The 26,350-nt window shown below is 37.6% G+C and carries 19 protein-coding genes; all 19 read left to right on the top strand.

What is annotated here, in order from left to right; translation table 11 throughout:
- Positions 1-13: 13 nt before the first annotated feature.
- The 19 genes from AO58_RS0107980 (at position 14) to AO58_RS0107880 (ending at position 26,299) form a co-directional block, all read left to right on the top strand.
- Positions 14-2,014, top strand: a complete 2,001-nt coding sequence (locus AO58_RS0107980; RefSeq protein WP_024981208.1) for a glycoside hydrolase family 2 protein — start codon at positions 14-16, stop codon at positions 2,012-2,014.
- 28 nt (positions 2,015-2,042) lie between these two features.
- Positions 2,043-4,313 carry a GH92 family glycosyl hydrolase gene (locus AO58_RS0107975; RefSeq protein WP_024981207.1) on the top strand — a complete coding sequence of 757 codons (2,271 nt, stop codon included), beginning with the start codon at positions 2,043-2,045 and terminating at the stop codon, positions 4,311-4,313.
- A gap of 186 nt (positions 4,314-4,499) precedes the next feature.
- The gene (locus AO58_RS0107970; RefSeq protein WP_024981206.1) at positions 4,500-5,357 is read left to right on the top strand and encodes an endonuclease/exonuclease/phosphatase family protein; all 858 of its coding nucleotides are present in this window, start codon (positions 4,500-4,502) and stop codon (positions 5,355-5,357) included.
- A gap of 57 nt (positions 5,358-5,414) precedes the next feature.
- Positions 5,415-7,700: a GH92 family glycosyl hydrolase gene (locus tag AO58_RS0107965; protein ID WP_024981205.1), complete on the top strand. Its 2,286-nt coding sequence runs from the start codon at positions 5,415-5,417 to the stop codon at positions 7,698-7,700.
- Positions 7,701-7,706: 6 nt separating this feature from the next.
- Complete coding sequence (locus tag AO58_RS0107960) at positions 7,707-9,173, top strand: glycoside hydrolase family 125 protein (protein WP_024981204.1); 1,467 nt, start codon at positions 7,707-7,709, stop codon at positions 9,171-9,173.
- A 339-nt stretch (positions 9,174-9,512) separates the two neighbouring features.
- A complete protein-coding gene (locus AO58_RS0107955) occupies positions 9,513-10,607 on the top strand; it encodes a glycoside hydrolase family 18 protein (protein ID WP_035717461.1) in 1,095 nt (364 codons plus the stop codon).
- A gap of 276 nt (positions 10,608-10,883) precedes the next feature.
- On the top strand, positions 10,884-11,795 hold the full coding sequence (locus tag AO58_RS0107945; protein WP_244530701.1) for an ROK family protein: 912 nt from the start codon (positions 10,884-10,886) through the stop codon (positions 11,793-11,795).
- Between the two features lie 26 nt (positions 11,796-11,821).
- A complete protein-coding gene (locus AO58_RS0107940; RefSeq protein ID WP_024981201.1) occupies positions 11,822-12,817 on the top strand; it encodes an isoaspartyl peptidase/L-asparaginase family protein in 996 nt (331 codons plus the stop codon).
- Between the two features lie 780 nt (positions 12,818-13,597).
- Positions 13,598-14,272, top strand: coding sequence for a copper homeostasis protein CutC (locus AO58_RS0107935; protein ID WP_024981200.1), 675 nt, complete (start codon positions 13,598-13,600; stop codon positions 14,270-14,272).
- A 353-nt stretch (positions 14,273-14,625) separates the two neighbouring features.
- On the top strand, positions 14,626-15,519 hold the full coding sequence (locus tag AO58_RS0107930) for a hypothetical protein (RefSeq protein ID WP_024981199.1): 894 nt from the start codon (positions 14,626-14,628) through the stop codon (positions 15,517-15,519).
- An 84-nt stretch (positions 15,520-15,603) separates the two neighbouring features.
- Positions 15,604-16,212, top strand: a complete 609-nt coding sequence (locus AO58_RS0107925) for a hypothetical protein (RefSeq protein WP_024981198.1) — start codon at positions 15,604-15,606, stop codon at positions 16,210-16,212.
- Positions 16,213-16,268: 56 nt separating this feature from the next.
- Positions 16,269-17,354: a nuclease-related domain-containing protein gene (locus AO58_RS0107920; protein WP_024981197.1), complete on the top strand. Its 1,086-nt coding sequence runs from the start codon at positions 16,269-16,271 to the stop codon at positions 17,352-17,354.
- Positions 17,355-17,936: 582 nt separating this feature from the next.
- Positions 17,937-19,307 (top strand): histidine--tRNA ligase, encoded by a 1,371-nt coding sequence (gene hisS, locus AO58_RS0107915; protein ID WP_024981196.1) that lies wholly within the window; start codon positions 17,937-17,939, stop codon positions 19,305-19,307.
- Between the two features lie 315 nt (positions 19,308-19,622).
- Complete coding sequence (locus tag AO58_RS0107910; protein ID WP_024981195.1) at positions 19,623-20,198, top strand: nucleotide exchange factor GrpE; 576 nt, start codon at positions 19,623-19,625, stop codon at positions 20,196-20,198.
- A 53-nt stretch (positions 20,199-20,251) separates the two neighbouring features.
- Complete coding sequence (gene dnaJ / locus AO58_RS0107905; protein WP_024981194.1) at positions 20,252-21,361, top strand: molecular chaperone DnaJ; 1,110 nt, start codon at positions 20,252-20,254, stop codon at positions 21,359-21,361.
- A 476-nt stretch (positions 21,362-21,837) separates the two neighbouring features.
- On the top strand, positions 21,838-22,761 hold the full coding sequence (locus tag AO58_RS0107895; RefSeq protein WP_024981193.1) for an ABC transporter ATP-binding protein: 924 nt from the start codon (positions 21,838-21,840) through the stop codon (positions 22,759-22,761).
- 235 nt (positions 22,762-22,996) lie between these two features.
- On the top strand, positions 22,997-24,313 hold the full coding sequence (locus AO58_RS0107890; protein ID WP_024981192.1) for an ABC transporter permease: 1,317 nt from the start codon (positions 22,997-22,999) through the stop codon (positions 24,311-24,313).
- Between the two features lie 70 nt (positions 24,314-24,383).
- Complete coding sequence (locus tag AO58_RS0107885; RefSeq protein WP_024981191.1) at positions 24,384-25,547, top strand: sigma-54-dependent transcriptional regulator; 1,164 nt, start codon at positions 24,384-24,386, stop codon at positions 25,545-25,547.
- Between the two features lie 107 nt (positions 25,548-25,654).
- Positions 25,655-26,299 carry a DEAD/DEAH box helicase gene (locus AO58_RS0107880; RefSeq protein ID WP_024981190.1) on the top strand — a complete coding sequence of 215 codons (645 nt, stop codon included), beginning with the start codon at positions 25,655-25,657 and terminating at the stop codon, positions 26,297-26,299.
- Positions 26,300-26,350 lie beyond the last annotated feature (51 nt).

Raw genomic sequence — 26,350 nt, 5'->3', positions numbered from 1 at the left:
TAAAATAGAAAATATGAAGCACTTCTCCAAAATAAAATCATTCGGTTTACTGCTACTATCGTTGGTACACCTTGCAGTAGTTGCCCAAAAATCGACTATTGAAATTCATTCGAATTGGAACTATAAAGAAGTAGGTACGTCAAAATGGTTTCCTGCCAGCGTTCCTGGTGAAATTCACACCGATTTGTTGAACAATAAACAAATTGAAGATCCTTATTTCGGTACTAACGAAGAAAAATTACAATGGATCGAAAAGAAAGATTGGGAATACAGCACGACTTTTAAAGTGACACCAGTTCTTTTGAAAAAGAAAAACATCAACCTTGTTTTTGACGGCTTAGATACTTTCGCGACCGTTTACCTGAACGATCAAGAGATTTTGAAAGCAGATAATATGTTCCGTCAGTGGCAAGTTGAGGTAAAAAAAGCACTTCGTCCCGGAAATAATACGCTAAGAATCGTCTTTGAATCGGCACAAAATAAAGCCGATGCCCTAGCCAAAAAGGACTTGCCTTTCGTAATTCCAGACAATCCCAGAGCCTATATTCGTAAAGCACAGTTTCATTTTGGATGGGATTGGGGACCAAAATTTACCACTTGCGGTATTTGGAAAGCGGTTCGTTTAGAAGCCTTTGATGCGCTTCCTTTAGAAAAACCGTACACTTTAGATCGCAAAATTGAATTGGTGCAAGAAGATGATAAACATGGAAAATCTTTCTATTTTAAAATCGATGGAAAACCAGTCTACATGAAAGGAGCGAACTATATTCCATCAGATGCTTTTCAATCTAGAGTGACGAAAAAAGAATACGAGAAAGTAATCAAAATGGCCAAAGAAGCCAATATGAATATGCTTCGTATTTGGGGAGGTGGTATTTATGAAGACGATTATTTTTATGATTTATGCGATAAAAACGGTATTTATGTTTGGCAAGATTTTATGTTCGCAGGAACGATGGTGCCCGGAGACAAAGCCTTTTTTGACAATGTTAGGGAAGAAGTAAAATACCAAGTAAAACGCTTGCGTCACCACCCGAGTATCGTGGCTTGGTGTGGAAACAACGAAATTGATGAGGCTTTTCATCATTGGGGATGGCAAAAATCATTTGCAATTTCTAAAAAAGATTCGACCAAATTATGGCACGATTATGTGCGACTTTTTCAAGATAGTATTCCAAAATGGGTGAAAGAAGTTGACGGAAAACGCCCTTATATCAGTACTTCGCCAGTGTACGGCTGGGGAAAAGAAAAAAGTATTACCCACGGCGATAGCCATTATTGGGGCACTTGGTGGGGATTGCAAGACCTGGAAATTGTAGAACAGAAAACAGGTCGATTTGTGAGTGAATACGGTATGCAAGCCATGCCAAATTATAGCACTATCGAAAAAATTACGTCGCCAAAAGATCGTTTTTTATACTCAGACGCTATCAAATCACATCAAAAAGCGGGGAAAGGTTTTGAAAAATTGAATTCGTATTTGAATCGTTATTTTATAGATTCGACTCAAATTAAGAAAATGAACGTAAAGGATTATACCTATCTCACTCAATGTTTGCAGTATTATGCTTTGAAAAATATCATTGGCGTTCATCGTGCAAAAGCGCCTTACAACATGGGCACCTTGGTTTGGCAGCTCAACGATTGTTGGCCCGTTTCGAGTTGGAGCGTTACCGATTATTACAACCGACAACCCAAAGCCGCTTGGTATGCCATGCGCGAAGCTTATCGAGACGATACAACGCCACAAGTTGATTGGACACGCCCTATTGATTTCAAACTCGAAGATCCAAAAATCAGCTACACGATACAAGGCAATGTTATAACTGTAAAAGCAGTACGAGAGGCCAAATATGTACACATTGAAATAGAAAATTTCACCGACAAATTGAGCGATGATTATTTTGATCTAAAAGCAGGAGAAGAGAAAAAAATCATGATTGAGGGACCTAAAATTAAGCCCAAAATTTCGATTATATCGCTTTATGAGGTTTTAGCAAAATACAAATTATAATAGTAGAATGGAATAAAAAGGGAAGATTATGAGGAAGTTTAAGGGACAGAATAAGAGTAGAATAGTTGGGATGGCCTTGTTGCTGGTTTTTCAATTGGGATTTTCTCAAAGTAAACCGTTATCCAAAAAACAAAGCCTAACGCAATTTGTAGATCCATATATTGGTTCTGGAGGTCATGGACATGTTTTTGTGGGAGCCAATGTACCTTTGGGAGCTGTACAATTAGGACCTGTGAATATTTTCGAAGGTTGGGATTGGTGCAGTGGCTACAATTACCAAAGCAATACCATTGTTGGATTTACGCATCAGCATTTAAGCGGAACAGGAATTGGCGATTTGAATGATATTCTGGTATTGCCTGTTACCGGAAAAGTGCCTTTGACCAAAATCACCAAAGAAAACATGAACGGCTATGGTTCTTTTTTCTCTCATGAGAAAGAAGTTGTAAAGCCAGGATACTACAGTGTGGTCTTGGACAAATACAACATCAAGGCAGAACTTTCTACAACGAAACGCGTCGGATTTCATAAATATACGTTTCCTACCAACAACGATGCGCACGTTTTGGTGGACTTAGCCGATGGTGTGGGCTGGGATAAACCGATGAAAACATTTGTCAAAAAAATTAACGAAACGACCATTGTTGGTTACCGACTTTCCGAAGGATGGGCAAAGGATCAAAGAGTTTATTTTGCCATGACTTTTTCGCAACCCATCAGTAAAATGGAGTTGTACGATGCGGTTACACCCAAAGCAGGAACAGAATTGGAGGGCGTAAGAGTAAAAGCTGTGATTGATTTTGCCTCTTTAAAAAATAAAGAAGTATTAGTTAAAGTTGGAATTTCACCCGTGAGCTACGACAATGCCTTAGATAATTTAAAAGCCGAAGCACCGCATTGGGACTTTAATAAAGTGGTCCAACAAGCCGATGCCCATTGGAACAAAGAATTAAGTAAAGTAAAAATCAGTGCCGACTTGAACACCAAAAAAGTGTTTTATACCGCCATGTATCACACCTTGTTTGCACCTTCTATTTTTAATGATGCCAATGGCGATTATTTAGGTACAGACAAAAAAGTGTATACTAAACAGAATTTTACCAATTACACTACTTTTTCGTTGTGGGATACCTACCGCGCGTTGCATCCTTTGTATACCATCATGCAACCTGAAAAAATTAATGATATCATTCAGTCCTTTTTGGCCATTTACAAACAACAAGGTCGCTTGCCTGTTTGGCATTTGATGGGAAATGAAACCGATTGTATGAATGGGAATCACTCCATAGCTGTAATTGTGGATGCATATCTAAAAGGCTTCCGTGATTATGATGTGAATTTGGCCTACGAAGCCATCAAAACCACGGCCATGCAAACCAGAGCAGGAATGGATTATGTACAAAAACTGCAATACATTCCTGCCGATTCTCAACTAGAATCCGTAGCCAATGCTTTAGAATATGCTATTGACGATTGGGGCGTGGCTCAAATGGCTAAAGCGTTGAATAAGCAAGCCGATTATGAATATTTTTCAAAAAGAGCCCAATTGTACAAAGCCTATTTTGATCCAGAAACAGGATTTATGAGAGGGAAATTAGCCAATGGCGAATGGAGAACCCCATTTAATCCTTTGGCTTCTTCACACCGAAAAGACGATTATGTTGAAGGAAATGCTTGGCAATACACTTGGTTGGTGCCTCATGATCCGTATGGTTTGATTGATTTGTTTGGTGGAGAAGCACCATTTTTGAAAAAATTCGATCAATTGTTCGAACTTCCTGAAGTACTCGAAGGTGAAGAAGTTTCTCCAGATATTACTGGTTTGATTGGGCAATATGCTCAAGGAAACGAACCGAGTCATCATATTCCTTACCTATATGCTTACGTGGGACAACCTTGGAAAACGGCCAAAATTGTTCGTGAAGTTTTTGACAAATTTTACACCACCAAACCCGATGGAATTTGCGGGAATGAAGATGTAGGACAAATGTCGGCTTGGTACATTATGTCTTCTATGGGATTCTACAGTGTTAATCCTTCAAACGGAATTTATGTTATGGGTAGTCCTTTGGTACAGTCAGCCACCATTCAAAATCCTAAAGGGAAAGCTTTTACCATGAATGCTATTAATAATTCGGCTACGAATATTTACATTCAAAAAGCAGAATGGAATGGAAAACCGTACACAAAATCATACCTCACGCACGAAATGATTGCCAAAGGTGGCGAACTGAAATTGTTTATGGGTAGCCAACCTTCTGCCACTTTTGGGGTAGCCAAAGCAGATAGACCGCTTTAGATAATGTTCAACCATGAATGGTGAAGGTTGATAAAAAATAGTCATTAAGATATTGAGCGAATAAAGACTTAATGGATCTTAATATCTTAATGGTTTACATTTTTTGAAACTTAATTTTAAAGCTGAACACACACAATTTGTGGTAGGATTTTTAAAAATAGAGACACCACACTAAATTCGAAAATTATGAAGAAAATAATCAGTAGTATTTGTTTTGCTTTGGCCTTCTTTTTAGGAAATGCGCAAAACGCCAAAACGTCTAATTATACGATCATGTCTTTCAATATTCGATATGATAATCCTAATGACGGAGCCAACAGTTGGCAAAATCGGAAAGACAATGCTTTGAAAATGCTTCGTTACAACGAGGTCGATGTTTTGGGATTGCAAGAAGTCTTAGCACATCAATTAGCAGACATCAAAAAAGAATTTCCCGAGTATGAAGCCATTGGAGTAGGGCGAGAAGATGGGAAAGTAAAAGGTGAATTTAGTCCTGTTCTTTTCAATAAAAACAAATTTCAATTGCTCCAATCAGGTTACTTTTGGTTAAGCGAGACTCCGACACTTCCATCCAAAGGTTGGGATGCTGCTTGCGAACGCATCGCTACTTGGGTACAGTTGAAAGACAAGAAATCGGGTAAAAAAGTTTTTGTAATCAACACCCATTTCGATCATGAAGGCCAAGTTGCTCGTCAAGAAAGCGTGGCATTGATTAAAACCAAGATTGACCAATTGAGCAGCAATTTTCCAGTTATTTTGATGGGTGATTTCAATGCAACTCCTGAATCCAGCATTATTCAATCCTTATTGAAAAACGATAGCAGAACACCTTTGTTTGACGCAAAGAACAAAGCAAAAGTAGTATATGGCCCGCAATGGACGTTTCATGATTTTGGCAAAATCCCTTTCGAAAAGCGTATACTGATTGATTATTTTATGGTGAGCCCTTCGGTGAATGTTCAAAAATATGGGGTACTTGCCGAGACCTTAAATCAGACACAATTGTCTGATCATACCCCAATTCTTATTAAAGTCACACTATAATATTGAGACTCATTAACAACACAGGAACAGGTTTAGGTTCTTGATAAAATAGCAGCAATGAATTACAAAAAAATCTTTTTAAGCCTTACTTTATGGTCCTCCCTTTTGACAATAGCCCAAAATAAGGGCGCAGATCCTGTAGATCATGTCAATCCATTAATGGGAACACAATCTACTCATGCCCTTTCCAATGGAAATACTTATCCTATAATCGCCCGACCTTGGGGCATGAATTTTTGGTCACCTCAAACCGGAAAAATGGGAGATGGCTGGATGTATTCGTACAATGCCGATAAAATTCGAGGGTTCAAGCAAACCCATCAACCCTCGCCATGGATCAACGATTATGGGCAATTTTCGATTATGCCTACCACGGGTAAAATTGTAGTGAATGAAAACGAACGTGCGTCTTGGTTTAGTCATAAAGCCGAAAGCGTGAAACCCCATCACTACAGTGTCTATTTGGCCGATTATGATGTAACTACCGAAATGACTGCCACTGAAAGAGCGGCTCATTTTCAAATCACCTTTCCCAAAAATGACCAATCTTCTATTGTGATTGATGCTTTTGACAAAGGTTCTTATATCAAAATCATTCCTTCACAAAACAAAGTGATTGGGTATACCACGCGCAATAGTGGCGGCGTACCGAGTAATTTTAAGAACTATTTCGTTTTACAATTTGACAAAGCCTTTGCTTACCAACATACTTGGAATAAAAGCGGCTTGGTTAAAGATGTTTTAGAAATGAAAGCCGATCATTCAGGAGCTGTAGTAGGTTTTAAAACCCAAAAAGGAGAGAAAGTAAACGTTCGTGTAGCGTCTTCTTTTATCAGTTTTGAACAAGCTGAATTGAATTTGTCTCGCGAATTAAAAAACGATTCTTTCGAAAAAGTAGTAGCTGATTCTAAAGCCATTTGGAACACAACTTTAGGAAAAGTAAAAATTGAAGGTGGAGATGAAACGCAAAGAAATACGTTTTTTTCTTGTTTGTACCGCACCGTTCTTTTTCCTCAAAAACAATATGAAATGGACGCTAACAACGCCATTGTACACTACAGTCCTTTTAACGGTACCGTACAATCGGGGTATATGTTTGCAGGAACAGGATTTTGGGATACGTTTAGAGCCTTATATCCTTTGTTGAATTTGGTCTACCCATCGATCAATAAAGAAATGCAAGAAGGATTGATCAATGCCTACAAAGAAGGCGGATTTTTGCCAGAATGGTCTAGCCCTGGTTTCCGCGATTGTATGGTGGGGAACAATTCTGCTTCTGTAGTGGCTGATGCGTACTTGAAAGGTTTACGAGGGTACGACATCAACACCTTGTATGAAGCGCTTCTAAAAGGAGCCAACAACGAAGGCCCAGACGCTACCGGACGAAAAGGGGTGAAGTACTACAACACGCTTGGCTATGTTCCTTTTGATGTGAAAATCAATGAAAATGCGGCCAGAACGTTAGAGTATGCTTATGATGATTTTACGATTTGGAAATTGGCCAAAGCTTTAAACCGTCCAAAATCTGAAATCAAAATGTTTGAATCTCGCATGATGAATTATAAAAAATTATTCAACCCCGAAATCAATTTGATGAGTGGTCGTAACAAAGACGGTTCTTTCCCTAAAAATTTCAACCCTTTCAAATGGGGCGATGCGTTTACAGAAGGCAATGGATGGCATTACAGCTGGAGTGTATTTCATGACATTCAGGGCTTGATCGACTTAATGGGAGGCACCACAAAATTCAATGATAAACTTGACTCCGTTTTTGATTTACCTCCAGTTTTTGACGAAAGTTATTATGGAGCCGTGATTCATGAAATTCGTGAAATGCAAATCATGAACATGGGACAATATGCACATGGCAATCAGCCGATTCAGCATTTGATTTATCTGTACAATTACAGCGGACAACCTTGGAAAACACAATATTGGTCTCGTGAAGTGATGAACAGAATGTACAAACCAACGCCAGATGGGTATTGTGGCGACGAAGATAACGGTCAAACGTCGGCTTGGTACGTATTCTCCGCTTTAGGATTTTACCCAGTTTGTCCGGGTTCAGACGAATATGTGCTTGGAGCGCCATTGTTCAACAAAGCCTCTATTGAATTTGAAAACGGCAAAGTATTGACCATCAGTGCTCCTGAAAATTCAGATGAAAACAAATATGTAAAAACCTTGCAATGGGACCAAAAGGAATATGATAAAAATTATCTCAACCATTTTGATCTGTTAAAAGGAGGAGCGCTGCATTTTAATATGACGGCTACTCCCGACCAAAAACGAGGAACTACTCCCGCTAGTTTCCCTTACTCTTATTCATTAAACAAAAAATAAAACGATATGCAATCACGTAGAAAATTTATTAGAAATTCGGGATTATTTACCGCAGGAGTTTTAGCCATGCAAAATCAAATTTTTGCCATGAACTCTGATTCTATTTTTGATATAGCCAAAGACAAGAAATTCATCAGTCAACGTCCGCCTTTGGCACAAAGAAAGTTTACCAGTAAAGCCATTGAAGCCGCTATAGTTCGAGTGAAAAAACAAATTGCTAATCCAGAATTGGCTTGGTTATTCGAAAACTGTTTCCCGAATACTTTAGATACCACGGTTGATTTTGAAATGATCGATGGCAAACCCGATACATATGTGATTACTGGCGATATTGATGCGATGTGGTTACGCGACAGTACCGCTCAAATTTGGCCTTATATGCCTTTTATCAAAGAAGATGAAAAGCTAAAACTGTTGATTCAAGGGGTAATCAACCGTCATACCAAATGCATTTTGTTGGATCCTTATGCCAATGCTTTTTATAAAGATTTCAACGAAGTGAGCGAATGGAAAAATGACATGACCAAGATGCAACCCGGTATTCACGAGCGCAAATGGGAAATTGATAGTTTGTGTTATCCAATCCGATTGGCGTATCAATATTGGAAACAAACTGGCGATTTGAGCGTTTTCGATAAAGATTGGAAAGAATCAATGCGTTTAGTATTACAAACGTTCAAAGAACAACAACGTTGGGAAAACAAAGGACCTTATACGTTTCAACGTCATACCGCTTGGGCGACCGATGGCGTGCCTTTGGCAGGATATGGATATCCCGTAAAACCTTGTGGACTGATTGTTTCTACCTTCCGTCCTAGTGATGATAGCACTTTGTTTGGATTCTTAATTCCGAGTAATATGTTTGCGGTGGAAGTATTAGGCAATTTAGTAGAAATGTTCTCTTCTCCTGGATTGAAAGATGCCGAAATGGCAACCAAAGCGCAAGAATTGAAAGCGCAAGTCACCAAAGGACTCGAAGAACACGGTATTGTGAATCACCCTAAATTAGGAAAAGTGCTTGCCTTTGAAGTGAATGGTTATGGTAGTTTCCACATGATGGATGATGCCAATGTACCTTCGTTGATCTCTTTACCGTATTTGGGCGCTATCAAACCAGAAAGCGAACTGTATTTGAATACCCGAAAAATTATCCTTTCAGATAATAATCCATTTTTCTACAAAGGAAAAGCAGGCGAAGGAGTAGGAGGACCACACACGGGCGAAGATACCATTTGGCCGATGAGCATCATTCTCCGAGCGTTGACGAGTATTGATGAAAACGAAGTAAAAGCGTGTTTGAGCAATTTGATCAAATCCAATGCCGATACCGGTTTCATGCACGAATCGTTTCATAAAGACGACGTACATCAATTTACCCGAAAATGGTTTGCATGGGCGAATACCTTGTTTGGCGAATTGATTATGGATGTGAGCGTTAAATACCCTCATCTATTAAAAGACAAAAACATATAATAAAAAAGTTCCGGAGGAACGGCCAATTTTGTAGCAACGGATTTTAATCCGTTGTTAGGAGGAACGATAGATTTTGTAGCAACGGATTTTAATCCGTTGGGTAAGAACACCGCATCGTGTAGCAACGGATTTTAATCCGTTGTTGAGAATGATTCATTTTTTGGTAACGGATTTCAATCTGTTGTTGAGAAAATGTGTTTTTAGTTTGTTGTTAAGAGAGGTTGATTGTATAGCAACGGAGTAGTCATCCGTTGCTAGCAACAGCCGTTAGGAAGATTGTTTTTTATCCCTTTATTGCTCGTGTTTTTTGTAGAGAATTGTAATAAAATAATATTGATTATGAGAAATATAGTAAAAAGAATAGGTGTTTTATTGCTTCTTATGAGCTTTTCTGTTTTGGCTCAGAAAAAGTCACAAATGGATGTTATTGCTTATTATACAGGGGATAAGGAAGGAATTAACCAGTACAATGTCGGCCAATTATCGCATATTATTTTTAGTTTTTGTCACTTAAAAGACGGCAAACTACAAGTAGACAACGCCAGAGATTCGATTACCATAAAATATTTAGTTAGTTTAAAAAGCAAGCATCCCAAGCTCAAAGTCATGTTGTCTTTGGGCGGTTGGGGTGGTTGTCCAGATTGTTCGGAGGTGTTTTCGACTCCGAAAGGAAGAGCTGTTTTTGCTCAATCGGTGAAAGAAGTAAATGCGTATTTCAAAACTGATGGTCTCGATTTGGATTGGGAATATCCCACTATCGAAGGATTTCCAGGGCACACTTATCAAAAAGCAGATAAAGCTAATTTTACCGCTTTGGTGCAAGAACTCCGCAAGGCTTTAGGACCAAAAAACGAGCTGAGTTTTGCTGCGGGAGGTTTTCAAACCTATTTGGATCAATCGGTCGAGTGGAAAAAAATCATGCCATTGCTGGATCGGGTGAATGTAATGAGCTATGATTTAGTGAATGGATATTCAAAAGTTACAGGACATCATACGCCATTGCATCGCACTTTTGAAGGAGAAGAAGCTACGGATCATGCGGTGGATTATTTACTGAATTTAGGAATTCCCAGTGCCAAAATTGTGATTGGCGCTGCTTTTTATACCCGAGTTTGGAAACAAGTCCAGTCGATTAATAACGGATTGTATCAAAGTGGGATTCCGACTAGTGGAGTAAATTTTAAAAAATACACCACCGAATTCACAGCTGAAAAAGGATGGAAATATTTTTGGGATGCCAAAGCCAAAGCGCCTTATTGGTACAATGCAACCGAGGGATTATTTGCCACAGGCGACGATCTAGCCTCGGTAAAAGCCAAAACGCACTATGCTAGGGATAAGAAATTGGGCGGTATCATGTTTTGGGAATTGGTCTTAGACGAACCCCAAAACGGAATGCTCGAGGCCATACATCAAGCCAAAGGCAATAACTAAGATAAAGTTCCGGAGGAACGGCCAATCTTGTAGCAACGGATTTTAATCCGTTGGGTAGGAACGGCAATTTTGTAGCAACGGATTTTAATCCGTTGGTTAGGAACGGCAATTTTGTAGCAACGGATTTCAATCCGTTGATAGAAGCAATTGTGGTAACGCCCAAATTAAATAATTTAAAAAAAAAGCTATTGATGATAGCAGTAAACGATAAAGTAGTCACGGCATAAAGTCCGTTGGTTTTATAAAATTAATTTAGAAACGAGAATGAATACGGATATGAAACATGTAATCACCTTAGATATTGGGGGATCCCACATCACAGCCGCTGTGGTCAATGCCACGACCAAAACAGTGTATACAAACACCATTGTAAAAGAATCATTTGATTCGAATGAAGAAGTAGAGGAGGTTTTAAGCCTTTGGAAAAAAGTAATTCATACTTGTTTTGCCAAAGCCGATGTCCAAAAACTTGAAGGATTGGCGTTTTGTATGCCAGGGCCTTTTGATTATGAAAAAGGGATTTGTTGGATTAAAGACCAATCGAAATACGAAAAATTTTACGGAGTAGATGTCAAGAAGGCGATACGTGAAAAAATGGAATTGCCGGCAGATTATCCAGTGTATTTTCAAAATGATGCCGATAGTTTTGGGATTGGCGAGGTGTACCAAAATCCAGCATTTTTGGACAAAAAAGTCATTGCCATTACCCTTGGCACCGGATTAGGCGCTTGCTTTATTGATCATGGCAACGTGGCCTTGCATGCTGTGGGCGTACCCAAAGATGGCGAAATTTACAACCTTCCATACAAAGACACGATGGCCGAAGATTATGTTTCTGCCCGAGGATTGCTTCGTAACTACAATAACAAAGCGTCCCAATCGGTACAAAACGGTTTGAATTTGTATGAGTTGGCAGTTAGAAATGACGCTTTGGCCATTGCTGCTTTCCAAGAATTTGGCAAAGATTTGGCCGCAGTCTTACTTCCATTAGTACAAGAATTTCAGGCCGAGGCCCTAGTTTTTGGCGGAAAAATTGCCGATGGAAAGGATTTCTTCTTACCAGAATTACAATCTCTTTTTGCAGCGCATGGGTTACAACCGAGCATTGCCATTTCTAACGATAATGAAAAAGCGGCCTTGTTGGGAGCGGCTAATTTATTTTTAGCCGAAACATTAGCTGAAATGTAGTAAATTTAGGTTTCAAATGTAAACATATGAACAACCGTCGTCAATTTCTAAAAACAGCAACCATAGCCTCTGCGGCTGTGGTTTTGCCGTCTTTTACTGTTGCAGCAGAGGAAGTGCCAACGAGCACCCCTTCCAAAATCCGAAAACCTATAGTATTGTCCACTTGGCGTTTTGGCCTTCAAGCCAATGCTGCCGCTTGGGAAGTTCTCAAAAATAACGGAAAAGCCCTAGACGCAGTAGAAGCAGGGGTCAAAATTCCCGAAGGCGATCCCAACGAACGCAGTGTAGGTTACGGTGGCCGACCTGATCGCGATGGACGTGTCACGCTCGACGCTTGTATTATGGACGAAAAAGCCAATATTGGTGCCGTGGGTTGTTTGGAATACATCAAGCATCCTATTTCGGTGGCGCGTGCTGTGATGGAAAAAACGCCTCATGTGATGTTGGTAGGCGAGGGCGCTTTGCAGTTTGCCCTTTCGCAAGGATTTACCAAAGAAAATTTATTGGTTGAAGCCAGCGAAAAAGAGTGGAAAGAATGGCTCAAAACCAGCGAATACAAACCCATTGCCAATATCGAAAACCACGATACCATTGGAATGATTGCCTTAGACAGTCACGGCGATTTGTCTGGCGCTTGTACCACTAGCGGTATGGCGTTTAAGATGCACGGTCGTTTGGGCGACTCGCCCATTATTGGAGCAGGTTTGTATGTCGATAACGAAATTGGAGCCGCCACCGCCACTGGCCATGGTGAAGAAGTGGTGCGTATTTCGGGTTGTCATTTGGTGGTTGAGTTGATGCGACAAGGAAAATCTCCACAAAAAGCCTGCGAAGAAGCCGTAGCGCGCATCGTAAAACTAACCCAAAACCGTGGCAAAAACCTCAAAGACATCCAAGTTGGATTTATTGCGTTGAACAAGCAAGGCGAGTATGGCTCGTATTGCATTCAAGGGGGATTCAATTATGCGGTGCACGATGCTTCAGGCAACCAACTCATCGATGCGAACTACTTTTTAAAATAACTTAATAAAAAAATAATTAAACCATTAAGACATTAAGAACCATTAAGTTTTGATAGAAACTCAATGGTGGAAAAATAAAAACAATGCAGCGTATTATTAAGAATAATTAATTTAAATCATTAAGAACCATTAAGTTATGATAGAAACTCAAAGGTGAAAAATAAAAACAATGCAGCGTATTATTAAGAATAATTAAATTGAACCATTAAGACATTAAGAACCATTAAGTTTTGATAGAAACTCAATGGTGGAAAAATAAAAACAATGCAGCGTATCATTAAGAATAATTAATTTAAACCATTAAGAGCCATTAAGTTATGATAGAAACTCAAAGGTGAAAAATAAAAACAATGCAGCGTATTATTAAGAATAATTAAATTGAACCATTAAGACATTAAGAACCATTAAGTTTTGATAGAAACTCAAAGGTGAAAAATAAAAACAATGCAGTGTATCATTAAGAATAATTAATTAAACTATTAAAATAGAATAAATCCTTAATGAACTTTAATATCTTAATGGTAAAAAAAAACCACGCATTAAAATAGAATGAATCCTTAATGAACCTTAATATCATAATGGTAAAAAAAAAGCCACCCATTAAAATAGAATAAATCCTTAATAAACCTTAATGTCTTAATGGTAAAAAAAAGCCACCCATTAAAATAGAATAAATCCTTAATGAACCTTAATATCTTAATGGTAAAAAAAGCCACGCATTAAAAATGAAGCCTTAATGAACCTTAATGTCTTAATGGTAAAAAAAAAATGCAACATCAAATGAACCAATTAGAAATCGCCTGTTTTAGCTTAGACGCCATTGCCATCGCCCAAGAAAATGGCGCCGACAGAATCGAATTATGTCTCGACAGAGACGCTGGAGGCATCACACCTCCCTTCGAAATGGTGCAAGCCGCTCGTGCTCTGACCACCGTAGCGCTCAACGTGATGATTCGCCCACGCGAAGGCGATTTTGTCTACACCGAAACCGAGTTCCAAGCGATGAAAAACAGCATTACCACTTTCAAAAATCTCGGCATCGATGGTTTTGTGTTTGGCATTCTCTATCCCGACGGTAGCATTCCTACCGAGGCCAATGCCGCTTTGGTGAATTTGGCACAGCCGTTGCCTTGCACCTTTCACCGTGCTTTCGATGGTATCACTGACCCGCTGCAAGGGTTAGAAACGTTAGCGGCTTGTGGCTTCAAAACCGTCCTCACGTCTGGAGTGCGCACCAATGTGACCGAAGGCGCTGACCTCCTACAACAATTGGTCGCACACGCCGGTGACCGCATTACGGTGATGCCCGGAGGCGGATTGCGTTCGAGCAATGCCCGTTGGCTGAGCCAAACCACCCGAGCCGTGTACTACCATTCCGCTGCGATTACCGACGATAGCGAACTTCCCAACCCCACCGAAGTCGCCCTGCTAAAACAGCAATTGAATACACTTTAAAATCCTATTTTGGGCATGCCCCCGAGGCACACGATTTTGCTCAACCACAACTCCCTGCACCTCGGGGCCGGGCTGTACGCTATATCTCTTGGGGCGAACCCCGCCCCAAGAGGATGCCGCTCCCATCCCTCATGCAGGCAAGTCGGCAGTTATTAGTGCTTAGCAAGCAGTAAGTAATGGTTAAATTTTGTAAGAAAATTTTATGTGATTTATGTTATTTTTGAATATAAAAAAGATATATTTGAGGAAGTATTATGCTTGTTAGATTAACTTATTAGGAGTTTTATAAGCAATGTTGATTAGGGCAAATGTATAGGTAGTGACATACTAAATTTGAAATAAAGAAAAAAATAATGAGTCCAATAGAAAAGTCTAATAGTTTGCAGTTTCACTATTATTTTAGAGATAGTAGTCATTCAATCAATTCACTCTTAAGAAATGAATGCGAAAAAGAATTACTCTATATTTTTAAGGAAATCTCGGAAACACTCGGACTTCAGCTTGATTTAGAAACCTTACCAGCAGAAGAAGGAGGATTTAAAGAAACTTGGAAGTTTCTTGGGAAAAATTCTGCTCAAATAAGTTTAATAGTTTCTATTGCAGCGATAATAATATCTCGGTTTCCTATTGAAAATAAAGAGTTAACAACCCTTCAAATAGAAAATTTGAAATTAGATAATGAATTAAAGAGAAAAGAACTCGAAAAATTAAATCTAGAATTTTTACAAGATAATGAAGAAATTAGCCAAGAAACTCTAGTTGATTCAGTTGAAATAGTAAATAAAAATTATAAAGTTTCGTGGCGTAAATCAAACCTTTATAAAAAATTAAATAATTATCAAAAAGTTGATTATATCGATGTTGTAAGACTTTATGATGAAAAACCAGTTGGTACATCAAGAAAAGTATTAAGAAATCAATTTTCTAAATTTATTTTAGGTTCAGACGAAATTCCTAAACTTGAATTAGAAAATGTTAAAATTGATGTTATATCTCCAGCTATAAAAAGAGGTAAATTCAGATGGAAAGGCTTTTACGATAATAGCATTATAAACTTTCTTGTGGATGATTTTGATTTTAGCAGTAAAGTTTTAAATGGTCAAATACACTTTTCAAATCGTTATTCAATAGAAGTAGAAATGTATCAAGAGAGAAAAATTAATCAGGATGGAAACATAATGGTTACTAATTCAGTTGTAACTAAAGTGAACTCATCAATTGAAGGAGAAACTAGAATTGAATACTAATCCTTTCAAAAAGCTTATCCTCCCGCTAGTGCGAGCGTCTCGCTCGTACCCATAACTACTTAATTCAAAAGCCAAAATAGAAAAATGAAAAAAAGAGTCCTGTTATTTTTATTGTTTAGTGTATCGCAGCTGCATTACAGTCAAAAATCCATTACAATGACGAACAGTTATGGAAGTGAAAACCAAGAAATTCAAAACTTAATGGATTTTGAGAAGATTTACACTGAGCGATTAAACTTTGCAAGCGAAGAGCTAAAAGGAAAGCATTATGAAGTGAGTCTTGAAGAATTCAAAAATGGTAAACTCATTAAGACTAGTGCTCTTTTTGATAGTTCAGAAAGTGATTATTTTAAAATTGACTCGAATAGCGAATCTTTAAGTTTCTTTTTCAAGCTAAGTGATGGAAAATTAAAAACCTATATAAGAGGAAAGAAGTTCGGGAGTAAAAAGTATTACTTTAAGTTGTATAGCGATTCAGATGAATATGCATTAAAAGACTTTTTTGGTGGTAAAAAAGAGGTAACTATTGATTTTCAAAAGAAAAATGCTGTTTTTGCCATTATAACCCCCACTATATATAAAGACGGTTCAGGTTCGTATTGTGAAGTTGCACAATCCGATATTGCACCTGAGAAGTTTGGGGAGCATTTTAATATTCCTCATTATTTTATTGTTTCGATAAAGTTCAAGTAGAAAAGTAATTGTAGTGTTTTAGATGGGTTAGAGTCAGTAATAATAATTTCTATAAAATGTGTTTAATTTATAATACAATTGGTGCTTTGAGTCATATAGAAAAATATTTGATCCAAAATAACCTTAACGAGTTCCATTCGATTACCGATTTATTAAACTTTGAAAATGACTATAGTGCTATTAAGCATCAAATTATTGAAGATCATAGGTTGGCAATCCAAACTGAACGTCAAACTCTCGAAGATGAAATACCGCGATTGAGCGAAGCAATTACGAATTGCGAGTTTGAACAAAATGAAAAATTAAACCAAAAACTAAGTGATCTTCATCAAAGAGTTGAGTTGTTGTTTTTACCTAATTCGAGTTTTATTTCGATTCTAAAAGATTTATTTTTAAACATTAAGCTTTGGGCAAAAATTTGGTCGGCTCCTATTTTTTATCGAATTCACCTCTTCATTTTAACAAGAAAGCAAAATAATTTACTCAAGCAAAAAACAATTCGCCTTGATTTTATAAGCACTGACTTTGAGCGAGCAGTTATTCAAAGTAGTGCAAGTGATTTACAAAGCCTTGAACGAAAGCTTGATTTGATATTAGAAATCAAGAATTTTATTTATGGTGCTATTGGAGAACATAAAGTTCAAATAGAGTTATCAAAATTATCGGACGATTATGTTTTGATTAATGATTTTTCTTGTACTTTCAAAAAACCGATATTGTTTTCGAATGGTAAAGATGCCATAAAGTCAATTCAAATAGATCACGTATTAATTGCTCCTGCAGGAGTTTTTATAATTGAGACGAAAAATTGGAGTAAAAATTCTATTAAAAACATCGATTTGTTTTCACCCATTCAGCAAGTTAAAAGAACTAATTTTGCGCTTTCAAAAATTTTAGCTAGAAAAAAATTAAAAAAACATCATTGGGGAGTCAGAAAAATTCCAATAAAAAACATAGTGACTTTTATCAATAATAAACCAAATGAAGAGTTTCATTTCGTGAAAATTCTCGGACTACATGAGCTTGTGAAATATATTACTTATTTTCCATCATGTCTTTCAAAAGATGAGGTAGGTGAGATTTCAAGTTTTTTACTTAATTATGGTGATTCAAAAAATAATTCTTGTAAAATAAGCATATAACCTCATAAGAAACAAGATCACTTAGCGTGTCGCTCTCTATATAATTTCCAAGTTCCCTCGGAACGATTTGTTTTGTAGCAACGCATTTTAATCCGTTGGTTAGGAACGATTTGTTTTGTAGCAACGGATTTCAATTCGTTGGTTAGGAACGATTTATTTTGTAGCAACGGATTTCAATCCGTTGGTTAGGAACGATTTGTTTTGTAGGAACGGATTTCCATCTTTTGTTCTCAAAAAAATATCCAGCTTGTCTTGTTTTCAATTGGCTCCAGCTTTAGATGGAGTTATGCTTGTTTTCAATTGGCTCCAGCTTTAGCTGGAGTTATTAAGGTTGGATTGTGTTGGCTTTAGCCCAATAAAAGCAGCTAATTTTGGCTAAAGCCTTTAAAATTTTCAAATTCCAGCCCTCCAACTTTAGTTGGAGACAAATTAATGTCTCCTAAAAACGGAATAGTTACAGATCCACAAAAGGACTGCGTTGCTACAAGAAAAATGCACTATAGTAATAAACCCATTATTTTTGAATGGGAATTCTTTTAAAAAGTAAGATATTTGCAATCTTAATTGAAAATTCATTTTACAATGGCTTCGAAACCCAGTATACCCAAAGGAACACGCGATTTTTCGCCAGCCGAAGTGGCCAAAAGACAGTACATTATACAAACTATAAAAAGCAATTTTGAGAAATTTGGCTTTCAACCTATAGAAACCCCATCGTTTGAAAATTCAGATACTTTGATGGGAAAATATGGTGAAGAAGGCGACCGCTTGATTTTTAAAATCTTGAATTCAGGCGATTATTTGTCAAAAGCCAATGCGACGCATTTAGAGAACAAAGACAGTTTAAAATTGACGGCGAGTATTTCCGAAAAAGCCTTGCGCTATGATTTGACCGTTCCTTTTGCGCGTTACGTGGTGCAACACCAAAGTGAAATTGAGTTTCCGTTCAAAAGATATCAAATTCAGCCCGTTTGGCGCGCCGACCGTCCACAAAAAGGACGTTTTAGAGAATTTTTTCAGTGCGATGCCGATGTGGTAGGTTCCAAATCCTTGTGGCAAGAAGTGGAATTGGTACAATTGTATGACACCGTTTTTACGGCTTTAGGATTAGAAGGCGTGACCATCAAAATCAACAATCGTAAAATTTTATCTGGCATTGCTGAGGTGATTGGCGCTTCGGACAAGCTGATTGATTTTACCGTGGCATTGGACAAACTAGATAAAATTGGCGAAGACGGCGTAAAGAAAGAAATGATCGAAAAAGGCATTTCTGAAGAAGCGATTGCTAAAGTGCAACCTTTGTTTAGTTTTACAGGAACTATTGCAGAGAAAATCAACCAATTGTCACAATTGCTTTCTGCTTCGGTAGAAGGGATGAAAGGTGTTGAAGAATTACAATTCATTTGCGAAAAAGTAACCCAACTCGGATTAGCTACAGCTCAATTGGATTTGGATGTGACTTTGGCCAGAGGATTGAATTATTATACAGGAGCTATTTTTGAAATCGCTCCTCCTAAGACTGTTTCCATGGGTTCCATTGGTGGTGGCGGAAGATATGACGATTTAACGGGGATTTTTGGTTTGAAAAATATGAGTGGTGTCGGGATTTCATTTGGTTTAGACCGAATTTATTTGGTTGTAGAAGAATTGGGATTGTTCCCAGATACTGTGTCGGCAACTTCGAAAGCATTGTTTGTGAATTATGGCGAAACCGAAGCTTTTGTGGCAATGCAAACCATTCAAAAGCTTAGAGCAGAAGGAATTAAAGTAGAATTGTATCCTGATGCAGTAAAAATGGGAAAACAATTGCAGTACGCAGATAAAAGAGGTATTGGCTATGCCGTGATTTTGGGAGCACAAGAAATTGAATCCAAGACGTTTGCTTTGAAAAATCTAAGTACAGGTGAACAAGTGTTCTTGGATTATGAAGGATTAAAAAACCATCTTTTGTAATAGGTTGAGACAAAAAAAAAGCTTCGTTTGTTTAAACGAAGCTTTTTTTATTATAAACAATGCTGAATTAATAATTAACTAAAAACCGAAATATATTTTGTGTTACAAAAACAACTATTCTGATAAATAATAAGCAAATTTAGGCAAACTATTTCAAGATACTCTTAAAAATATATTAAATTTATAATAAGTGTGTAAAAATGAATGCAATAGGTGTTTTTTCTGATGTTTATTATCTAGTTGTTGTTATGACAATTTGGCATTTTTGGCATTTTGGCAATACTTTTGAGAATAGTTGAAAAGAATCAAAAAAGGATGTTTAAAAATTTTTTTAAAAATAAAAGCAATATGACTACTGAAAATACAGAGTTCGATCAAGAAATAGATGACGCAACGTTAGAGAATAATGCAAATGGAGAGCAACTTATCATTGAAGAATTAAGTGTTGAGGAACAATTGGCACAAGATTTAGCCAAAGAAAAAGATAAATTTTTGCGCTTGTTCGCTGAGTTTGAAAACTACAAAAGACGTACTACAAAGGAGCGTATTGAGTTATTCAAAACAGCCAATCAAGAAGTTTTATTGGCTTTGTTGCCTGTTTTGGACGATTTTGATCGTGCTATGGTAGAAATCAATAAGTCAGAAGATGAGTTATTGACTAAAGGGGTAGAGTTGATTCACGAGAAGTTGAAAGGAACTTTGGTGACCAAAGGATTAGAAGTAGTGGATGTAAATGCAGGTGACGCTTTTAACGCTGATTTTGCTGAGGCAATTACTCAAATCCCAGCACCATCTGACGATTTAAAAGGAAAAATTGTGGATGTGTTGGAAAAAGGATACAAATTAGGCGATAAAATTATTCGTTTTCCAAAAGTGGTTATAGGACAATAAATCAACATTCAAGTTAGCACATTTGTAGCTGAATATAATAGCACAATTTAAAAATGAAAAAAGATTTTTACGAAATATTAGGCGTATCTAAAAGTGCTTCGGAGGCTGAAATCAAAAAGGCTTACCGAAAAAAGGCCATAGAATTTCACCCTGACAAAAATCCTGACAATCCTGCAGCCGAGGAGCAATTCAAATTGGCTGCCGAAGCGTATGAAGTATTAAGCGATCCGCAAAAGAAAGCCAAATACGATCAATACGGTCACCAAGCTTTTGATGGAGCTGGAGGTTATGGCGGTGGTCATGGCGGTATGAATATGGATGATATTTTTAGTCAATTCGGAGATATTTTCGGAGGTGGCTTTGGTGGTTTCGGAGGCGGAGGCGGAGGTCCTCGTCGTGCCAAAGGAAGCAACATGCGAATTAAAGTCAAATTGACATTGGAAGAAATTGCCAATGGTGTTGAGAAAAAAGTAAAAGTAAAACGTAAGGTGCAAGCGCCTGGCGTTTCCTATAAAACCTGTTCTACTTGTAACGGTCAAGGTCAAGTGATGCGTGTGACCAATACTATTTTGGGTCGCATGCAATCGGCGTCAACTTGTCCGTCTTGTGGAGGTTCTGGTCAAATTTTGGATAAAAAACCAAACAATGCTGATGCGCAAGGAATGATTTTAGAAGACGAAACAGTTTCTATCAAAATTCCAGCAGGTGTAGTTGACGGTATGCAATTGAAAGTTTCTGGAAAAGGAAATGATGCTCCTGGAAATAGTATTCCTGGTGATTTGATTGTAGCGATTGAAGAGTTAGAGCACGAGTTCTTGAAACGTGAAGGAGAGAATTTACACTACGATTTGTACATCAGTTTTGCGGAAGCGGTTTTGGGTATTTCTAAAGATATCGAAGCGGTGAATGGCAAAGTGCGTATCAAATTAGAAGAAGGGATTCAATCTGGAAAAATATTGCGTTTGAAAGGAAAAGGAATTCCAAGTATCAATGGTTACGGAAGTGGCGATTTATTAGTTCACGTGAATGTTTGGACACCAAAAACATTGACCAAAGAACAAAAACAATTCTTTGAAAATGCGTTGAACGACGATAATTTCACCCCGCATCCTGAAAAATCAGACAAATCATTCTTTGAGAAAGTTAAAGATATGTTTTCTTAATTTTTTTAATCTTATTTTATACTAATCCCTGTGTTTTTGTAGCACGGGGATTTTTTTGTCGTTTAGTTTTTTAAAATTGGATTACCGCAAATTCGCAAATTATTTTTTTAAAGTATATTTTTTGATTATCGCAGATTCGCAAATTTTGAAAGTGTTTACAGTTGTGATAATTCGCGAATTTGCGGTTCAAATCTGGTTGGTATTAAAAAGGTAATTGAAATAGTAAAATGTACTTTTTAGCCCCGATTGTAGTGGAAATCCTTTGATGCCGGGGTTCGGCAGCAAAGATTGCAACGGAAAGCGGGACGACTCGTGCTTGAAATATCGATTCGTGCTGCTCCCAAAAAACAGGAAACGACTTCAAGTTTAGAGTTGAAGTTCGTCTAGTTTTATTGCTGTAAAAAGCGGCATTTTCTGTAACAATTGGGCGTTGTTGACTACTAATTACCTATTTTTGCAATTCTAAAAATCAAGCTATGAGTAGTATTCTCGAGGTAAAAAATGTAGTGAAACAATATGGCGATTATGTGGCGCTTAATTCCGTTTCGCTTTCGATACCCAAAGGCAGTATTTATGGTTTATTAGGACCTAATGGTGCCGGAAAAACCTCTTTAATTCGTATCATCAATCAGATTACGTTGCCCGATAGTGGTGAAGTGCTTTTGGATGGTGAAAAACTGCAACCCCATCACATTCAACACATCGGGTATCTTCCCGAAGAGAGAGGTTTGTACAAATCGATGAAAGTAGGCGAGCAGTGTTTGTATTTGGCGCAACTGAAAGGGCTTTCTAAAAAAGAAGCTAAAATTCAGTTGGACTATTGGTTTGAGAAATTAGACATCAAAGGCTGGTGGAATAAGAAAATCGAGGAGTTGTCAAAAGGAATGGCACAAAAGATTCAGTTTGTGGTGTGTGTGTTGCACCAACCCAAATTGTTGATTTTTGATGAGCCGTTTTCAGGTTTTGACCCTGTGAATGCTAATATTATCAAAGATGAGATTTTAGGATTAAAGGAAAAAGGTACGACCATTATTTTCTCAACCCATAGAATGGAAAGTGTAGAGGAATTGTGTGACCATATCGCTTTGATTCATAAATCGAATAAACTCATAGAAGGAAAATTGGAAGAAGTAAAACGCCAATACCGCTCTAATAGTTTTGAAGTGGGTATTTTGACGGATAATGTCGAAGGCTTAATGTATGATTTGACGCAAAAATTTACCGTGGGCCCAGCCAATTTCAAGTCTTTGAATCAAGAATTGAAATTAGAAATTCAGCTAGGTACAGGTACACCCAACGAGTTGTTGCAAGTCCTTACGCAACGTGGTCAAGTGACGCATTTTGTGGAAAAAATTCCAAGTGTGAACGATATCTTTATTAAAACTGTAACTGAAAAATAATCTTTTGAAATTTTAAAATTCCAAATATCAAAAGTATTGGAATTTAAGTTTTAAATTTTTAAACAAGTATTACCATGAATTGTGTGGGTAAGGAAAAAGTTTTTTTACCATTAAGAGATTAAGAAGATTAAGGTTGCGATTGCTTAATGAAACTTAATTACTTAATGGTTCAAAGAAATAAAAATTTTAATTTTAAAACCACACGATTGATAGTAAGACCTATAAAACTAACTATATGAGTATGATTTCGTTGATTATAAAAAGAGAATTTATCGCCAAGGTGCGCAACAAATCCTTTATAGTGATGACTTTTTTGAGTCCACTTTTGTTTGTTGGAATTGCCGCTTTTGTTAGCTATTTGGCGTCCATGAAGGCTGATACTAAACAGATTGCGATTCACGACGAAACAGGTTTGTTTGTTGCCGATTTTATGGCCAAAAACAAAAAAGATAGCGAATTCCAGTATTTGGATTTGTCAGTTTTGGAAGTGAAAGCACTCAAAGACAGTATAACCTCTGAACGTTTTGACGGTTTGCTAGCCATTCCAAAAACCACGTCAATTGCCGATTTGGAGAAGAAAATTCAATACATCTCAAATGATAGTCCTAGCATTCTTTTTATCGAAGGAGTCCAAAAAGTATTAGATCAAAAAATCACCCAACTCAATTTTCAAGCCGCAAAATTGGATACTGTGGCGATACATAAAGCGCAGTCCAATATCAACATCAGTTTGAGTAAAGCCTCAGGCGAGGAAAGTTTGAAAGGATTGAATGAAATTAAAATTGCCATTGGTGGTGCTTTTGGGTATTTGATCATGATGTTTATTGTGATTTATGGCAATATGGTGATGCGTAGCGTAATCGAAGAAAAAACCAATCGTATCATCGAAATCATTATTTCTTCGGTAAAACCTTTTCAGTTGATGATGGGTAAAATCATTGGAACTTCATTGGCAGGTATTCTTCAGTTTTTAATTTGGGCGATTATAGGTTTAGGATTGTTATTTGGTGCTTCTTTGTTTTTTGGTGTCGATTTAGGTCCAACTGCCAAAGTGCCTCCTGCAGTGATGCAAGCTGCTCAGCATGAATTAGCCAATACGGCGCAATTGTATATAGCTGAATTATGGAATCTTCCGATTGGGACTTTGCTGACTTGTTTTGTGATTTATTTCATTGGAGGGTACTTTTTGTACAGTTCCTTTTATGCTGCCATCGGTGCTGCGGTTGACAACGAAACCGATTCACAACAGTTTTTGCTACCGATTATTATGCCTTTAATTTTGGGTGTTTACATCGGGTTTTTTACGGTAATCAATGACCCTCACGGCACGGTAGCCACCATTTTCTCGATTGTGCCTTTGACATCGCCAATCGTGATGCTAATGCGTATTCCTTTTGGCGTACCTTTGTGGCAAATTTTGCTTTCGATAGTACTTTTATTCGGAACGTTTTTATTGGTAGTTTGGTTTGCTTCCAAAATTTATCGCGTGGGTATTTTGATGTACGGTAAAAAACCAAGTTGGAAAGAATTGTATAAGTGGTTGAAGTATTAAATTCCAAAAAGTAAATCCCAAAATCCAACTATTGGAATTTGGAATTTTTAAAATTTGAAAATTGTTAAGAATGAGTAAAATATTAATTATAGAAGACGAAGCAGCGATTCGTAGGGTTTTGGTAAAAATCCTTTCAGAAGAAAATGATTCGTATCAAGTAGACGAAGCTGAAGACGGTGCTGTAGGTTTAGAGAAAATAAAAAATACCGATTATGATTTGGTGCTTTGCGATATCAAAATGCCAAAATTAGACGGAGTTGAAGTGTTGGAAGCTGTCAAAAAAATCAAACCTGAAATTCCAATGGTGATGATTTCAGGACACGGCGATATGGAAACGGCCATCAATACGATGCGTTTGGGAGCTTTTGATTATATCTCAAAACCACCTGATTTGAATCGATTGTTGAATACGGTTCGCAATGCCTTGGACCGAAAAAAATTAGTAGTTGAGAATAAAATTCTAAAGAAAAAAGTCAGCAAAAACTACGAAATGATTGGCGAGAGCGAAGCCATTAATCATATCAAAATGATGATTGATAAAGTAGCTCCTACCGAAGCTAGGGTGTTAATCACAGGACCTAACGGAACGGGAAAAGAATTAGTAGCCCATCAATTGCACGAGAAAAGCGAACGCGCAAGTTTCCCTTTAATCGAAGTGAACTGTGCCGCTATTCCGTCAGAATTGATAGAAAGTGAGTTGTTTGGACACGTCAAAGGCGCCTTTACATCAGCAGTAAAAGACCGTGCAGGAAAGTTTGAAGCAGCAGATAAAGGGACAATTTTCTTGGACGAGATTGGTGATATGAGTCTTTCGGCTCAAGCCAAAGTGTTGCGTGCGTTGCAAGAAAGTATGATTACGAGAGTGGGAGCCGATAAAGACATTAAAGTCGATGTTCGTGTGGTAGCTGCAACCAACAAAGACTTGAAACAAGAGATTGCCGAAGGTCGTTTTAGAGAAGATTTGTACCACCGTTTGGCGGTTATTTTAATCAAAGTTCCTGCGTTGAATGAACGTCGCACCGATATTCCGATGTTGGTTACACATTTTGCAGAGAAAATTGCTTCGGAACAAGGCAATGCTGTGAAAAAATTCTCGGAAGCAGCCATTAGCTTGCTTCAAGAATACGATTGGACAGGAAACATACGAGAGTTACGCAATGTAGTGGAACGCTTGATTATTCTGGGGGGAAGCGAAATATCTGAAACGGATGTAAAATTGTTTGCTAGTAAATAGCCATCAGGCAAAAGGCAAAAGCCGTTAGCCAAAAGGATTAAGAAATACGCGTCCTATTTTATTAAATTTAGCTTTTGGCTATTGCCTTTTGCCTAATAACTTTAAAAATGAAACTAAAAAAAATAAACGAGAATCTTCAAAAAGCATTGATAGAAAATGGTTTAGTAGAAGCCAATGCTATGCAGCAAGAGACTTTTTCTACGCTAAAAAGTGGAGCAGATTGTTTGATTATTGCACCAAAAGCAAGCGGAAAAACAACGACTATTGTTATCAATGTAATTCAGCGTTTGGCGGGCGCCAATGAAGAATCTCCAAGAGCTTTGATTGTAGTTGAAGACAAAGCCAAAGTGTTGGCAATGGAAGAGCTTTTTGATAAATACAATCGATACACCAAGTTAGAGGTGTATGGTGTACACGATAAAGGCGATATGGATTATGACAAAAATTATATATCAACTGGAATTGATGTTCTGATTGGCACGCCTAACCGTTTGAGTGAAATGTTTTCCTCTGCAGGATACAATGTCAATCGTTTAAAAATGTTTATCATTGATGACACTGATCCTATGTTGAAATTACGTCACGAAACCAAAATTATGCGTATTTCAAACAGTATTGCCAAAACGCAACGTATCATTTTTGCGGAACAAATTACGGAGCGAATTGATTTGTTGGCAGAGAAAATGCTAATCGAACCTTTTGAGTTTGATTTCGATGAAGAAGAGGAAGAGGAGGAAGAAGATACAGAATAGATTTTAGACGTGAGATTTAAGAAAGCAGACCTCAGAATAGAACCCAATGTC

It is taken from the genome of Flavobacterium succinicans LMG 10402 (assembly GCF_000611675.1).
Classification (GTDB): Bacteria; Bacteroidota; Bacteroidia; order Flavobacteriales; family Flavobacteriaceae; genus Flavobacterium; species Flavobacterium succinicans.
This window is presented reverse-complemented; position numbering and strand designations above follow the sequence as displayed.